This is a genomic window from Pantoea sp. ACRSB, assembly GCF_022346905.1.
Lineage (GTDB): Bacteria > Pseudomonadota > Gammaproteobacteria > Enterobacterales > Enterobacteriaceae > Pantoea > Pantoea piersonii.
Map to the genome: position 1 here is coordinate 471,384 of NZ_JAKRNL010000003.1, position 14,497 is coordinate 485,880.

16 protein-coding genes are annotated in these 14,497 nt (G+C 57.0%); 3 read left to right on the forward strand and 13 right to left on the reverse strand.

All coding sequences use genetic code 11. The features are described from left to right. Positions 1 to 180: 180 nt before the first annotated feature. Positions 181 to 1,245 carry an NAD(P)-dependent alcohol dehydrogenase gene (locus MHZ89_RS13035; protein ID WP_311783326.1) on the forward strand — a complete coding sequence of 355 codons (1,065 nt, stop codon included), beginning with the start codon at positions 181 to 183 and terminating at the stop codon, positions 1,243 to 1,245. A gap of 38 nt (positions 1,246 to 1,283) precedes the next feature. Here MHZ89_RS13035 and MHZ89_RS13040 read toward each other — a convergent pair whose 3' ends face one another. The 6 genes from MHZ89_RS13040 to dnaB form a co-directional block, all read right to left on the reverse strand. Next, complete coding sequence (locus MHZ89_RS13040; protein ID WP_311783327.1) at positions 1,284 to 1,619, reverse strand: MmcQ/YjbR family DNA-binding protein; 336 nt, start codon at positions 1,617 to 1,619, stop codon at positions 1,284 to 1,286. After that, positions 1,616 to 2,038, reverse strand: a complete 423-nt coding sequence (locus MHZ89_RS13045) for a secondary thiamine-phosphate synthase enzyme YjbQ (protein WP_311783328.1) — start codon at positions 2,036 to 2,038, stop codon at positions 1,616 to 1,618. Before MHZ89_RS13045 ends, MHZ89_RS13040 begins: the two co-directional genes overlap by 4 nt. Before the next feature lie 254 nt (positions 2,039 to 2,292). Beyond that, entirely contained in the window at positions 2,293 to 3,486 is a 1,194-nt protein-coding gene (locus MHZ89_RS13050) for an amino acid aminotransferase (RefSeq protein ID WP_311783329.1), read from the reverse strand. Positions 3,487 to 3,534: 48 nt separating this feature from the next. Next, the gene (locus MHZ89_RS13055; protein ID WP_120455166.1) at positions 3,535 to 4,149 is read right to left on the reverse strand and encodes a YitT family protein; all 615 of its coding nucleotides are present in this window, start codon (positions 4,147 to 4,149) and stop codon (positions 3,535 to 3,537) included. Between the two features lie 241 nt (positions 4,150 to 4,390). Further along, complete coding sequence (locus MHZ89_RS13060; RefSeq protein WP_311783330.1) at positions 4,391 to 4,882, reverse strand: Lrp/AsnC family transcriptional regulator; 492 nt, start codon at positions 4,880 to 4,882, stop codon at positions 4,391 to 4,393. A gap of 123 nt (positions 4,883 to 5,005) precedes the next feature. Continuing rightward, the gene (dnaB, locus tag MHZ89_RS13065) at positions 5,006 to 6,412 is read right to left on the reverse strand and encodes a replicative DNA helicase (protein ID WP_033793192.1); all 1,407 of its coding nucleotides are present in this window, start codon (positions 6,410 to 6,412) and stop codon (positions 5,006 to 5,008) included. A gap of 95 nt (positions 6,413 to 6,507) precedes the next feature. Between dnaB and MHZ89_RS13070 the strand changes: the two genes are divergently transcribed. Then, positions 6,508 to 7,491 carry a quinone oxidoreductase gene (locus tag MHZ89_RS13070; RefSeq protein ID WP_311783331.1) on the forward strand — a complete coding sequence of 328 codons (984 nt, stop codon included), beginning with the start codon at positions 6,508 to 6,510 and terminating at the stop codon, positions 7,489 to 7,491. A 191-nt stretch (positions 7,492 to 7,682) separates the two neighbouring features. Here MHZ89_RS13070 and pspG read toward each other — a convergent pair whose 3' ends face one another. The 3 genes from pspG to MHZ89_RS13085 form a co-directional block, all read right to left on the reverse strand. Then, complete coding sequence (gene pspG, locus MHZ89_RS13075; protein WP_311783332.1) at positions 7,683 to 7,949, reverse strand: envelope stress response protein PspG; 267 nt, start codon at positions 7,947 to 7,949, stop codon at positions 7,683 to 7,685. A gap of 176 nt (positions 7,950 to 8,125) precedes the next feature. Continuing rightward, positions 8,126 to 9,121 (reverse strand): tRNA dihydrouridine(20/20a) synthase DusA, encoded by a 996-nt coding sequence (gene dusA / locus MHZ89_RS13080; RefSeq protein ID WP_311783333.1) that lies wholly within the window; start codon positions 9,119 to 9,121, stop codon positions 8,126 to 8,128. A gap of 110 nt (positions 9,122 to 9,231) precedes the next feature. Further along, positions 9,232 to 10,482, reverse strand: coding sequence for a conjugal transfer protein TraF (locus MHZ89_RS13085; RefSeq protein ID WP_311783334.1), 1,251 nt, complete (start codon positions 10,480 to 10,482; stop codon positions 9,232 to 9,234). A gap of 445 nt (positions 10,483 to 10,927) precedes the next feature. On the opposite strand from MHZ89_RS13085, the gene zur reads away from it, so the two are divergent. Continuing rightward, the gene (gene zur / locus MHZ89_RS13090) at positions 10,928 to 11,449 is read left to right on the forward strand and encodes a zinc uptake transcriptional repressor Zur (RefSeq protein ID WP_311783335.1); all 522 of its coding nucleotides are present in this window, start codon (positions 10,928 to 10,930) and stop codon (positions 11,447 to 11,449) included. 48 nt (positions 11,450 to 11,497) lie between these two features. Here the strand turns inward: zur and MHZ89_RS13095 are convergent, their stop codons facing one another. The 4 genes from MHZ89_RS13095 to MHZ89_RS13110 all read right to left on the reverse strand — a co-directional run bounded on the left by MHZ89_RS13095 (position 11,498) and on the right by MHZ89_RS13110 (position 14,424). Continuing rightward, positions 11,498 to 11,710 carry a CsbD family protein gene (locus MHZ89_RS13095; RefSeq protein ID WP_033749146.1) on the reverse strand — a complete coding sequence of 71 codons (213 nt, stop codon included), beginning with the start codon at positions 11,708 to 11,710 and terminating at the stop codon, positions 11,498 to 11,500. A gap of 180 nt (positions 11,711 to 11,890) precedes the next feature. Beyond that, the gene (dinF, locus tag MHZ89_RS13100; RefSeq protein WP_311783336.1) at positions 11,891 to 13,213 is read right to left on the reverse strand and encodes an MATE family efflux transporter DinF; all 1,323 of its coding nucleotides are present in this window, start codon (positions 13,211 to 13,213) and stop codon (positions 11,891 to 11,893) included. 121 nt (positions 13,214 to 13,334) lie between these two features. Then, a complete protein-coding gene (gene lexA, locus MHZ89_RS13105; protein WP_033749144.1) occupies positions 13,335 to 13,949 on the reverse strand; it encodes a transcriptional repressor LexA in 615 nt (204 codons plus the stop codon). A gap of 106 nt (positions 13,950 to 14,055) precedes the next feature. Beyond that, positions 14,056 to 14,424, reverse strand: a complete 369-nt coding sequence (locus MHZ89_RS13110; RefSeq protein WP_120455152.1) for a diacylglycerol kinase — start codon at positions 14,422 to 14,424, stop codon at positions 14,056 to 14,058. Positions 14,425 to 14,497: the final 73 nt, after the last annotated feature.

Here is a 14,497-nt window from a genome sequence, read left to right on the forward strand (position 1 = left end):
ATCCGATAAAAACAGAATCAGGCAAGATTCAGGCATGTATAGGCATAGCCGGGCTGGCGTTCTGTGACTATCCTTTTAAACGTTCCTCATTGGCGCGCCCCGTTGGCCTCGCCCTCTTGCCGAGCGCCCTGCGCGCCGCACTCATCACTATTCTCACGACACAACGAACCTGGAGACACCATGAATATTACGCACGCCTATGCCGCTCAGGACGCGAAATCCAGACTGGCGCCGTTCGATTACACCCCGCGTGAACTGCGCGCGCATGATGTACAGATTGAAGTGTTGTTCTGTGGCGTTTGTCACTCTGACCTGCACCAGGCCCGCAACGAGTGGAAAAACACCCTTTTTCCGGTTGTGCCGGGACATGAAATCGTTGGCCGCGTTACTGCGGTCGGCAATCACGCCAGCAAATACAAACCAGGCGACCTGGTCGGCGTCGGCTGTATGGTCGACTCCTGCCGCAGCTGTCCGAGCTGTCAGGAAGGGCTGGAGCAATATTGCGAGGTCGGCTTTGTCGGCACCTATAACGGTCAGGATCGCGAAACCGGCGACGTCACCTACGGCGGTTACTCAACGTCGGTCGTTGTCGATGAGAACTTCGTGCTGCGCGTGCCGGAAAACCTGGATCTGGCGGGCGTCGCGCCGCTGCTGTGCGCAGGCATCACTACCTATTCGCCGCTGCGCCACTGGAACGTCGGCCCGGGCAAAAAAGTGGGTATTGTCGGCCTGGGCGGCCTCGGCCATATGGGCGTGAAGATTGCGCACGCGATGGGCGCGCATGTCGTTCTGTTCACCACCTCGCCGTCAAAAATTGAAGATGGCAAGCGCCTGGGCGCGGATGAGGTTGTGGTATCGAAAGATGCAGACCAGATGGCGCAGCACGTTAACAGCTTTGATTTCATCCTGAACACCGTGGCGGCCCAGCACGACCTCAACCCGTTTATCGCCCTGCTGAAGCGCGACGGCAATATGACGCTGGTTGGCGCGCCGGAGCACGATCACCCGGCACCGCAGGTCTTTAACCTGATCATGAAACGCCGCAGCATTGCCGGTTCGCTGATCGGCGGCATCGCCGAAACGCAGGAGATGCTCGATTTCTGCGGCAAACACGGCATCACTTCTGATATCGAAATGATCGCGATGAATCAGATCAACGAAGCCTATGAGCGTATGCTGAAAAGCGACGTGAAATATCGCTTTGTTATTGATATCAATACGCTGCGCGACGAAGCGGCGGCGTAACGGCAACCAGGCGCGCGGCACTACGCCGCGCGCTTCTCTCAGACGCCCGCCGCTCTGGTGGCGTCCGCCTGCTGATAAGAAGCATCCACCAGATAGTAGATTTGCGAATCCTTCAGCGATCCGTCCAGCAGCAGCGTGCTCCAGTGCGTCTTATTGAGGTGCTCGCTGGGGAAAACGTCGCTGTGCTCCTCGCGCAGCAGTTCCGCCAGCGCAGGCGTGGTTTTGAGCGACACCGCCGGATGTCCGTTTACCTCATGCACCATAGCGAACAGTACGCCGCCGCTTTTAATTTGCGTCGCTTTCCAGTCGCTGTGAACGCTCTGCTCCGTGTCCGGTTTGTTCATACAGTAAGTCAGTAGATCTGACGTGTTCATTTCGACTCCCCTTGTAAAGTGGCGACAATGCGCCGCGCGCCGCCGTGAATGCGGTGTTCCCCTAACCAGATACCCTGCCAGGTGCCCAGCATTAGCCTGCCGCGCTGGACCGGCAGCAGCAGCGATACGCCCAGCATAGAGGATTTGATATGCGCAGGCATATCGTCGCGGCCTTCGTAATCATGCTGGTAAGGCGCCTCTTCCGGGACGTGGCGCATAAAATGATTTTCCATATCGCTACGCACCGTGGGATCGCAGTTTTCATTCAGCGTCAGTGAGGCTGAGGTGTGCTGCAACAGCAGATGCAGCAGGCCGGTCTGCACCTGCGCCAGCGCCGGGATTTGACTGAGGATCTCTTCGGTGACCAGATGAAAACCGCGGGGTTTCTCACCCAGCGTAAGCGTTTGTTGATGCCACATGCCTTTTTCCTGAATTGGTTACACCGTTTAAGTGTGCAATAAGTCGTGGAAAGGTAAACCTGAAGGCAAAAAAAAACCGCCAGCCTGAGCTGAGGGTTTCAGTTTAGTGAAAGATGGGGTTCGGGCGCAGTGACGCGAAAGCTGGCCTCCCTGCCAGATCGACGCCTCTTATCCCTGAGGCGCGCCCGTCACCGGGCGAATGTGCTGCGCTTCTGTTCCTGTTGCGGGACGCTCTACGTGCGTCATCCGCGCGATTACATTACCGCGGCAAACGCCTGCGCCACCTGCTGCACATTATTGCTGTTGAGACCGGCGACGCAGATACGACCGCTGCCCACTAGATAGATGCCGAACTCATTGCGCAGCCGCTCGACCTGCTGCGCGCTAAGGCCGGTATAGCTGAACATGCCGCGCTGCTTCAGCAGATAATCGAAGTTTTTGCCAGGCAGCGCGGTGCTGAGCACATCTACCAGCGTTTTACGCATGGCGATAATACGCAGGCGCATCGCCTCCACTTCGGCCAGCCAGTTGGCTTTCAGCGCATCGTCGTTCAGCACACGCGCCACCACCTGCGCGCCGAAGTTCGGCGGGCTGGAGTAGTTGCGGCGCACCGTGGCTTTCAGCTGACCCAGCACGCGCCCGGCTTCGTCGGCACTGTCGCACACCACAGAAAGGCCGCCAACGCGCTCGCCATACAGCGAGAAGATTTTTGAGAAGGAGTTGCTGACCAGCGCCGGCAGACCCGCTGCGGCGATAGCGCGGATCGCATAGGCATCCGCTTCCATTCCTGCGCCGAAGCCCTGATAGGCGATATCCAGGAACGGGATCAGCTCCTGCGCTTTTAGCACCTCAACGACGCGATCCCACTGCGCGTCAGTCAGATCGGCGCCGGTCGGGTTATGGCAGCAGGGATGCAGCAGCACGATGCTTTGCTTCGGCAGCGCCTGCAGCGCGGCGAGGAAGGCGTCGAACTTGACGCCGTTGGTCTCTGCGTCGTACCACGGGTAGTGGTTAACGTCAAAGCCCGCGCCGGTAAAGATCGCCACATGGTTATCCCAGGTCGGGTCGCTGACCCAGACGCCGGAATTGGGGAAGTAGCGCTTGAGGAAATCTGCGCCTACCTTCAGCGCGCCGGAGCCGCCGAGCGTCTGAATCGACGCGATACGGCCCGCTTTCAGCATCGGGTGCTCCGCGCCGAACAGCAGCGGCGCAATAGCGCTGCGGTATGTGTTGAGGCCTTCCATCGGCAGATAGAGCGACGCCTGCTGCGGCTCAGCCTTCAGCTGCTCTTCCGCGGCGGCAACCGCCTGGAGCTGAGGAATAATGCCCTGCTCGTCGTAGTAGAGGCCGATGCTGAGGTTCACTTTATTTGCGCGCGGATCCTGTTTGAAGGTTTCCATCAGCGACAGAATCGGATCGCCGGCGTAGGCATCAACGTTTTGAAACACGGTGCAGATCTCCATGAGTGGTCGTAAAAAACAGAGGTGTATGCAGCATTAAACCATGTACCGTCCGGGACGATGGTTCATGGCGATAATCAGGTTAAGGATCACTGCGCCCGCTACCGACGCCAGCAGCATCGGTACGCTGACGACAAACAGCGACGCCAGCACAACGCAGGTATCGACGGCCATTTGCAGTTTCCCGGCGCGCAGCCCGATGCGATCCTGAAGCCACAGCGCCAGAATATTTATTCCGCCCAGGCTGGCTTTGTGTCGAAACAACACTATAAACCCAATGCCCATGATCACGTTACCGAACAGTGTTGCATAAAAGGGATTGAGCGCGGAAAAGTGGACGAAGAGCGGATGCAGATGGGTAAACAGCGATACCAGCCCCACCGCGCAGAAGGTTTTCAGCGTAAACTCCCATCCCATGCGGCGCACCGCCAGCCAGTAAAACGGCAGGTTGATGAGGAAAAAGGCGCTGCCGAAAGAGAGCGGCGACAGGTAGCTGATTAAAAAGGCGATGCCGGCGGTACTGCCGGTCAGCGCGCCCGCCTGCTTTAGCATAATGACGCCGAAAGAGACCATCAGCGTGCCGAGCAGTATCGCCAGCGCATCTTCAATGCGCGAATGAGGTATTCGGGTAGGTTCTACGACGTTATCCATGGGTAATCTCATTGCAGTCAAAGCCGAAAAAAACGTACCGCTCTGATGCAAAAAACGCACCATACCGTCGGCCAGTTGCCGCCTTCGGCAGGTGCCAGTGATTATCCAGTTGATAACTAAGGCGCTTTTGTTGCGTGGTTTTGCGCATGTTTTGCGGGCATTACGTCAAACCATGCACAAATTCAGAATTCTGTGCGCATCTCTTGCATAAACTGCCGATCCCTTGCACCAAATAAGCACATCATGCACTTTTTTGGCGCATTTTGCGCTCAGGGAGCATCATCAGGCCATTCTCTTTCAAACGACCTAACACCACCGATGTTTTCACATGGGACACGCTTTGATGGCCCGCCACCAGCTGGCTTATCAGCGCGCTCAGCGAAGCGAGGTCCGCTACCGCCACTTTCAGCAGATAATCCGCGTCGCCGGTGGTTTTGTACGCGTCGACGATCGCTTCCTCCTGCTCTACCATGCGGTGAAAGCTATCGACATACTCGGCGGTGTGGTTAATTAGCCGTACCTCTATCAGACCGACCATGCCCAGGCCAATCGCATCGGGCGACAGACGCGCGTGATAGCCGAGGATTAAATTCGCCTGTTCAAGATTGATGCGGCGTCGCGAGCATTGCGATGCCGACAGGCCAACTAAATCGCTCAGCTCCTGGTTGGTTAAGCGGCCGTTGGATTGTAATAAGGTCAGTATTTTCAGGTCGTAATCGTCTACGTGAGTCATGCTGCTTCCAGTGCTTAAACATGCGCTGTGATACAGATAACCCGATTAAAGGCGAGGTTGTCCAACACTATTTTCTGATGATGCGAGGCGGCATGCACAGATTGTGCATGCCGAAAAGTATGGCTATTCGTCGTCGTAAGCCGGGCCGGCATAGTTGTCGAAGCGCGACCACTGGCCGTTAAAGGTCAGGCGCACCGTACCGATAGGACCGTTACGCTGCTTACCCAGAATGATCTCGGCGATGCCTTTAAGGTCGCTGTTTTCATGGTAAACCTCGTCGCGGTAGATAAACATAATCAGATCGGCGTCCTGCTCGATAGAGCCTGATTCACGCAGGTCGGAGTTAACCGGACGCTTATCGGCACGCTGCTCCAGCGAGCGGTTCAGCTGCGACAGCGCCACGACCGGTACATTCAGCTCTTTCGCCAGCGCCTTGAGCGAGCGGGAGATTTCGGCGATCTCCAGCGTGCGGTTATCGGAGAGCGACGGCACGCGCATCAGCTGCAGGTAGTCGATCATAATCATGCTCAGCCCGCCGTTCTCGCGGAAAACGCGTCGCGCGCGCGAACGCACTTCAGTCGGCGTCAGGCCGGAAGAGTCGTCGATATACATATTCTTCTTCTCCAGCAGGATACCCATAGTGCCGGAGATACGCGCCCAGTCTTCATCGTCAAGCTGGCCGGTACGGATGCGCGTCTGATCTACGCGCGACAGCGACGCCAGCATACGCATCATAATCTGCTCGCTGGGCATCTCCAGGCTGAAGATCAGCACCGGCTTGTCGTGCAGCATCGCGGCGTTTTCGCACAGGTTCATGGCGAAAGTGGTTTTACCCATCGACGGACGCGCCGCGACGATAATCAGATCTGACGGCTGCAGGCCGGCGGTCTTTTTATTCAGGTCCTGATAGCCGGTATCAACGCCGGTTACGCCGTCGTGCGGCGTCGAGACAAGGGATTCAATGCGCGAAACCGTGGCTTCCAGCACTTCCTGAATATTTTTCGGCCCTTCATCTTTACTGGCGCGCGACTCGGCGATTTTAAAGACGTTGGATTCAGCAAAGTCGAGCAGTTCGTCGCTGTTGCGTCCCTGCGGATCGTAACCGGCGTCGGCGATCTGATTCGCTACCGAGATCATCTCGCGCACTACCGCGCGTTCGCGCACGATATCCGCATAAGCGCCGATATTCGCCGCGCTGGGGGTGTTTTTCGCCAGCTCCGCCAGGTAGGCGAATCCGCCCGCCATTTCAAGCTCGCCGCGCGTTTCCAGCGACTCCGACAGCGTAATCAGGTCGATGGGCTGGCCCGCTTCCAGCAGACGCTGCATCTCGGAAAAAATCAGACGATGCGAACGGTTAAAAAAATCTTCCGCCACGACGCGCTCGGAGACGTTATCCCAGCGTTCGTTATCCAGCATCAACCCACCCAGCACCGACTGCTCCGCTTCAATCGAATGCGGCGGCATTTTGATACCTTCCAGCTGCCGGTCGGGCGTGTCGTTCGATTTGTTGGTGGGTTTATTTCCTGCCATAGTGAATGCAATACCGATCTTCTGAGGGGACGCGCCAGTATACCTTATGGCGACGCGCCTCTCACGCCTCATATTGAACAATCACAGGAGTAAAAATGGCAAAGCGTATTCAGTTTACCGCGCAGGGCGGGCCTGAGGTATTGCAATGGGTGGACGTCGATCCTGCCGATCCTGCTGAACACGAAGTGCAGGTGGAGAATCGCGCCATCGGCATTAACTTTATTGATACTTACGTGCGCAGCGGACTTTATCCGGTCCCTGCTCTGCCTTCAGGTCTCGGCACCGAAGCGGCGGGCGTGGTAAAGCGCGTCGGCAGCGCGGTAACGCGCTTTAAGCCGGGCGACCGCGTGGTCTATTGCCAGGCGGCGCTGGGCGCCTACAGCGAACTGCACAACGTGGCGGAAGATCGCCTGATGCCGTTGCCGGACGCCATTAGCTTTGAGCAGGCCGCCGCCAGCTTCCTGAAGGGCCTGACCGTACACTATCTGCTGCGCCAGACCTATCAGGTGAAACCGGACGAAACCTTCCTGTTTCACGCGGCGGCGGGCGGCGTCGGCCTGATCGCCTGCCAGTGGGCGAAAGCGCTCGGCGCGCACCTGATCGGCACCGTCGGGTCGGCGGAAAAGGCCAGGCTGGCAAAAGAGGCAGGCGCCTGGGCGACCATCAATTACCGTGAAGAGAACATCGCCGAACGCGTTAGCCAACTAACTAACGGCAAAAAAGTGGCGGTGGTGTATGACTCAGTGGGTAAAGATACCTGGGAAGCGTCGCTGGATTCGCTGCGTCGTCAGGGGCTTATGGTGAGTTTTGGTAATGCTTCCGGCCCGGTCACCGGAGTGAATCTGAGCATCCTTAATCAGAAAGGCTCGCTGTTTGTGACGCGCCCATCGCTTTACGGCTACATTACCAACCGCGAAGAGCTGGAGCATGCCAGCAACGATCTCTTCTCGCTGCTGGCCAGCGGCGCAATCAAGGTTGAGGTGCCGGAACAGCAGAAATTCCCGCTGAAAGAGGCGGAGCGGGCGCATCGCTCGCTGGAAAACCGCAGCACGCAAGGCTCGAGCCTGCTGATCCCCTGATCGCAGAATGCAAACGGGGCTTCCCGAAGGAAGCCCCTTTTTCTTTTTTATCGTTCGCGCTGGTGTAGGGACAGCGGCGATGAATTCATGTCGACTCAACGGCGATCATCCTGGCAGAAAACATAAGTAAAAAATATGTTTAATTGCAAAACAGGCATAAGCAATCTTTCAGTCTGTGATCGCACCCGCAATTAATAGCCGCGACGGCGTTCTAACCTGCTGATTTTGCGACGTAGCCTGCGACGCGCACGTTCGCGTCCATCACCAGAAAAGGCGCGATAAACCCAGGCGGCAACCAGCGCCAGCACCAGCCACGGCAACAATTTGATTACAAGCGCAAACAGCCCGCCGACAAACATAACCACCGTGGCCACCACCAGCGCCGCCAGCACGCCGAGCAGCGAGACGCCCGTCACCAGCAGCATCAGAAAAAAGCCCAGCACGAATAAAATTTCCACTCTGTTACTCCTCTTGATAGTTCTTCCCTTTTAATTCAAGAAGCGTGCCAGAACCTAACTTTTTGATTTATATATATAGACTCCTGCGATAAGGTACTGACCATAGCGAAATTCGCTAATTTATGGCGTAAAAAAAACCAGCACCCAGGCTGGTCTTTTTATGTAGTGAAAAGCCGTTACGCTTCCTGTGGGATCTTATCCGCCACCAGCGCCAGCGCCGCTTCCAGCACGCGTACGTCTGCGCCCGGCTTATGTGCATTCTCGCTGAGATGGCGACGCCACTGGCGCGCGCCCGGAATGCCCTGGAATAAACCCAGCATATGACGCGTCACATGGCCCAGATAGGTGCCCTTCGCCAGCTCCGCCTCGATATAAGGATACATGCTGCGCACCACCGCCACCGGATCGGGAGCTGGCGCGTCGCGGCCAAACAGCTCGCGGTCAACCTGCGCCAGCAGGCCAGGATTCTGGTAGGCCTCACGCCCCATCATCACACCGTCGAGATATTGCAGATGGGTTTTCGCCTCTTCCAGCGACTTTACGCCGCCGTTAATGGCGATAGTCAGCTGCGGAAAATCACGCTTCAGCTGGTAGACGCGCGGATAGTCGAGCGGCGGGATCTCGCGGTTCTCTTTAGGGCTCAGGCCGGAGAGCCAGGCTTTACGCGCATGGATAATAAAGGTGTCGCAGCCGCCGCGCTGTGCCACGGTGCCGACGAAGTCAGTCAGAAACGCGTAGCTGTCCTGCTCGTCAATGCCGATACGTGTCTTGACCGTCACCGGAATCGAAACAACCTGGCGCATAGCGTCGATACACTCGGCCACCAGCGAGGCTTCCGCCATCAGACAGGCGCCGAACCGACCATTTTGTACCCGATCGGACGGACAGCCGACGTTGAGGTTTACCTCATCGTAGCCGCGCTCCTCCGCCAGTTTCGCACACTTCGCCAGCGCCGCCGGGTCGCTGCCGCCGAGCTGCAGCGCAACCGGATGCTCCGCCTCGCTGTAGGCCAGATAGTCGCCCTTGCCGTGAATAATGGCGCCGGTCGTCACCATTTCGGTGTACAGCAGCGCATCGCCGGTCAGCTGGCGATGAAAATACCGACAGTGTCGGTCGGTCCAGTCGAGCATTGGCGCGATGGAAAAACGTTGCGGGGAGAAAGAGTTGCTCATGAAGCGCAGAAAATCCGTTAAGGGTGATGATAATCTGCGCAAGGATAACACATTTACAGGATACCGGGCGACTCTGCATCGCCCGGTTTACAGAGGGCTGGAAACGCTGATCAGAAGTTAAAGCCGAGCTGCATCATTGCGCCCCAGGTGTTGTTATCACCCACCGAGCCAGCCAGATCCAGATGGACCTTGTTGTTAAACGGCGCCAGGCCAAAACCTGCGGTAAAGACGTTTTCATCGTTAGATTTCATATCCGCGCGGTAACCGGCGCGCAGCGCCAGCCAGTCCAGCACGCGATATTCGCCGCCGATCCCGGCGTACTGGCTGCTCTCTTCCGATTTAAAACGCTTCGTTTCGGTCAGATCTACATCCAGCGCAGCGGTAAAGGGACCGCCGGTCCACGACAGGCCAGAGGTCACCAGCGGACGGATCTGGTAGGTATCGCGATAGCCGTTGGTCTCTTTGGTCTTCAGATCGCGCGATACCAGGTTCTGCCCTGTGACGCCCAGCGTCCAGTTGTCACCCAGCGGCGTCGCTAAACCGGCATCGACGTTGAAGCCGGTATTATCGTTGCGGTAGCGGCTGCCGTTGAGGTCGTTTTTATCGTAGTTATAGATGCTGGCGGTGTAGTTATAGAGCCAGGTTTTCTGGATTTTCGGCGTAACGCCTACCGAAACCGGATGGCCCGCCACGTTGAATTCATGCGCCACGGAGATACCGTAATCGGTTACCAGCGCAGCCAGCCCGTTTGCGCTGGAGCGTAAGTTATTCTGGTCGCCCGGCGCGGGGGTCACTGTGCCGTTCGCCACACCGTCAAGATAGGCGATGTCGCTCTGCGCCACGTTAGCGCGCAGATGTACCGTACCGTAGGCCTTGGTGATAAAGGCGAATGGCAGGGTTTCATTGGGTACGGTTACTGCCAGCGCGACGCCCGCCGTGGCGTTAGCCTTATTGCCGCGCAGATCGCGCAGCTGATTCGCTACGTCTTTCGACGCCGTCTTCAGCTGCGGGTAGCCGTTAAGATAATCGCGGAAGGTCAGGCCATTAATCACATCACGATAGCGATCAACGGTATCGCTGATGTCATCGACTTTATCGACCATCTTGTCTTTATCAGTAATCTGCAAGCCCGCAGACGGGAAAATAATGCCGACATTATCGTCCGGCTGCGCGCGCGTCATCAGCGCCGGGTTCGCCAGTACGGCTGAGCTCCACGTAGAGGAAGCGACGCCTGTACCGCCCATCGCATCGTTACGCGCGTCATACCAGGTACCCGCGGCCATTGCGGAAGATGAGATAAAAAGCGCATTTAAAACAACAGGATATAAAAGCGCGGAGCGCCGGGTGGTTTTGTTCGCCATTTGTCTGCCATCACCTTGATCAGGAAAACATTCAACATCGGAATTTGTCGTTAGCGCTATTGTGAACGGCGGCTAACGGTTCATTGCTGTGAATTCAGTCGAAACAGCACTGTTATTCGCCGGATTGGATGTTTTAGCTACAAATCGGCGCTTTTATTATTTAGCGGGGTAATTAAAAAGCGTATTAAGACCAGCAGTTTCTTAAGGCCTCATGAACATTAGTGCTTAACCTGGTGAGTTGTAAAGCGAATCGTTAATTTTGTTGCTTTATATCTCAGTAAGGCTGGCACTGCTATGCCGCTTTGCGGTATAGCCGGTCGCAGAGCATCCGTTTAATTTCTTGATATTTATAGCAAGCTACGCCCAGAACAGAGATCAACCGCAACTCCAGCGCAAGCGATTTTAGTGTGATAAAATAACATCTCGTTTTTAGCGGAGAAGCACCATGTCGACAATGACGCCCGAGCAAATCATGACCCAGGCTGAGAAACTCTGCCTGCAACGCGGGGTGCGCCTGACCGCGCAGCGCGCCGAAGTGTTACGTCTGATGGCTGCGCAGCATGGATCGATTAGCGCTTATGATCTGCTGGACCAGTTACGCGCCAGCGAGCCGCAGGCGAAACCGCCGACGGTCTATCGCGCGCTCGATTTTTTGCTGGAACAGGGCTTTATTCACCGCGTAGAGTCAAACAACAGCTATGTGATTTGTCATCATTTTGAAGCGCCCGCACATACCTCAGTGATGCTGGTATGCGATCGCTGCGCGGCGGTAACGGAGAAACAGGCGCAGGGCGTAGAGAAGATTATTGACGGTCTGGCTGGTGAAGCGCGTTTTGTCCTGCGACATAGCGTGATTGAGGCGCATGGACTTTGTGTGGACTGTGCCGAGGTAGAAGCCTGCATGGAGCACGATAGCTGCGATCATGACCATGAAACAGAAGGGAAAAAACGCGGCAAAAGAGGGTAACCGGCACCTCCCTGTGCCGGGCGTTCAGACAAAAGCTGAACGTGGGGATTACCAGCGGTAATCTTTGTTCTGGGTTTCCCAGTCTGAGACTTCTTTCTCTGCCTCATCCTTAGCGTAACCGTAGCGTTCCTGAATTTTGCCGACAAGCTGATCGCGTTTACCTTCGATAACCTGCATATCATCGTCGGTCAGCTTGCCCCATTTTTCTTTGAATTTGCCTTTGAACTGCTTCCAGTTACCACTCGCTTCGTCTTTATTCATTTCAGACCTCCACGTCATCCTTAGTTTTACATACCACCATGTAATGGCAGTACGACAATACAAAGCGCTGCTGTGTCGCGCTGTTGTAAGGTAATTATAGTAGACGAATCGGCAGCTACGGGATAATTACAGAATAATCTGTTTAGCGAAGCGTAGATTAGCTGCGAGCGCAGAGACTAATTAGCAGTTAAACCAGCGGCTTAGACGCCATTCACGCCGCCAGATCAGCCACAGCGAAACGCCGCGCAGCGCGAGAAAGACCGTCACCGCCAGCCATAAACCATGGTTGCCCAGCCAGGGCAAGGTCAGCAGCGTCACGAAATAGCCGAGCGCGGCAACCGCCATGCTGTTGCGCATTTCACGCCCGCGCGTTGCGCCGATAAACAGGCCGTCCAGCAGATAGCACCACACCCCCGCCAGCGGCAGGATGATTTGCCAGAAAAGATAGCGATCCACCTGCTGCCGCAGCGAGTCCAGCGAGGTGAGCGTAGCCACAATAGCTTCGCCACTCGCCGCGTAAATCAGCGCGAAAGCCAGCGCCACCATTCCCGCCTGACGACAGGCGGCGTGCCATACAGCCAGCAGCCTGTTGCCGTCGCGCGCGCCGTAGGCTTCGCCAGAGACAGCTTCCACCGCGTAGGCGAAACCGTCGAGCGCATAGGCGGTAAAGGTGATAAACATCAGCAGAACGGCGTTAGCGGCGACGATCTCCGGCCCCAGACGCGCGCCAATCAGGGTGAGCGAAGCAAAGCAGAGCTGTAGCAGCAGCGAGCGCAGCATGATGTCGCGATTGAGGCGCAGCAGACGGCTAATATCGCCGCGCCAGCTCTGTTTCAGCATCGCCATAGAGATGCCGCGTATTTTCAGTACGCGCCACACCATCGCCAGCCCTACCGCCAGCGTGACATATTCCGCCACCGCCGTTGCGGTCGCCGCGCCCGCGACGCCCCACTTCAGCCCCGGCACCAGCCAGAGATCGAGCAGGATATTTACGGCGTTGCCCACCACCAGCAGCATGACCGGCGCGCGGGCATACTGCACGCCCAGCAGCCAGCCGAGGATCACCATGTTCGCCAGCGTCGCCGGCGCGCTAAGCCAGCGGATATGAATAAAGAGCGCGGCCTGCTCCAGCACCTGTGGATTGCCGCCCGCCAGCCGACTCGCCAGCGAACTTAACGGATCGCGCAGCAGCACAAACAGCCCGCCAGCAATCAGCGCCATCAGCAGCGGCTGCGTCAACGCGCGCGCCAGCGCCTGCGGATCGCGCGCGCCAAAAGCCTGAGCGGTAAAGCCCGTGGTGCTCATGCGAAGAAACAGGAAAAGCATAAAGACGAAGCTGGTGGCGGTGGTGCCAATCGCCACGCCGCCAAGGTAAACCGGGCTGTTGAGATGGCCGATAACGGCGGTATCCACCAGGCCGAGCAGCGGAACGGTAATGTTAGAAAGGATCATCGGCAGCGCCAGCCGCCAGAGGTGTCGGTCGTCTGTAGAGAAGAGACGCATCAGCCGGTCCATGCCTGAAAACGTAAAACAGAAAGGAGCGGCGTTAACCGCACTGAGAGCGCTTTAACAGCTTATCGTACAGACGCCTGACGAAGCGATGCAGGCGTCTGAAGGCAACCGGTCAGAGCCACTCGCCGTTGCGCACCACGCCCACCGCCAGACCTTCAACGGTCAGCGACTGCGTGCGGGTATCGACGATAATCGGCTCGAAATCGTTGTTTTCCGGCAGCAGATGCACCACGGTGCCCTGCTTCTTCCAGCGCTTTACCGTGACTTCGTCATCGATGCGCGCCACTACGACCTGGCCATTACGCACATCCTGCGTTTTATGCACCGCCAGCAGATCGCCATCCATAATGCCGATATCTTTCATCGACATACCCGCGACGCGCAGCAGGAAATCAGCAGAAGGCTTAAAGAGGTCAGGATCGACTTTGTAATGCGTTTCAATATGTTCCTGCGCCAGCAGCGGTTCACCAGCGGCGACGCGGCCGATCAACGGCAGCCCGTTGGACTCTTCCTCTTCCATCAGCAGGCGAATGCCGCGTGATGCGCCGGAGACAATCTCGATGACGCCTTTACGCGCCAGCGCTTTCAGATGCTCTTCGGCGGCGTTGGGGGAACGGAACCCCAGCTGCGAGGCGATTTCCGCACGCGTTGGCGGCATGCCCGTCTGGTTAATATGGTCGCGAATCAGGTCATAAACCTGTTGCTGCCTGGTGGTTAATGCTTTCATCCCGCCCCCTGGTTGTTTATACAGTCGCTGTGAGTATATACAGGTATTGGCGAAATGAAAACCAAAACCCAAGGAAATAACAGCCATTTGGGCAATTGTGGAAAGCCTACCGCAAATGGGACCAAAGCAGCGCGATCCAGACAAATAGCGCCAGTATGATAGCCAGCAAGACGGCGGCTGAGCCCATGTCTTTCGCCCGTCCGGCCAGCGGATGACGCTCCTGGCCAATACGGTCAACTACCGCTTCAATCGCGCTGTTAAGGATCTCGACGATTATCACCAGCACCACCGATCCGATCATCAGGATGCGCGCGACGGTATCGACATCCAGCCAGCAGGCGATGATGACGGCGATGATGGCGGCCGTGGCTTCCTGACGAAACGCGGCCTCATGCTGCCAGGCGGCGCGCAGACCTTGCCATGAGTAGCCTGCCGCTTTCACAATCCTGAGCAAACCGGTGGTATTACTTGCCATTGCGAGGGAACCCTTTTAGTTGTTTGACGTCAATGTCTGGGCCAGGTGCGTTTGGCACCACACAGATCTTCGC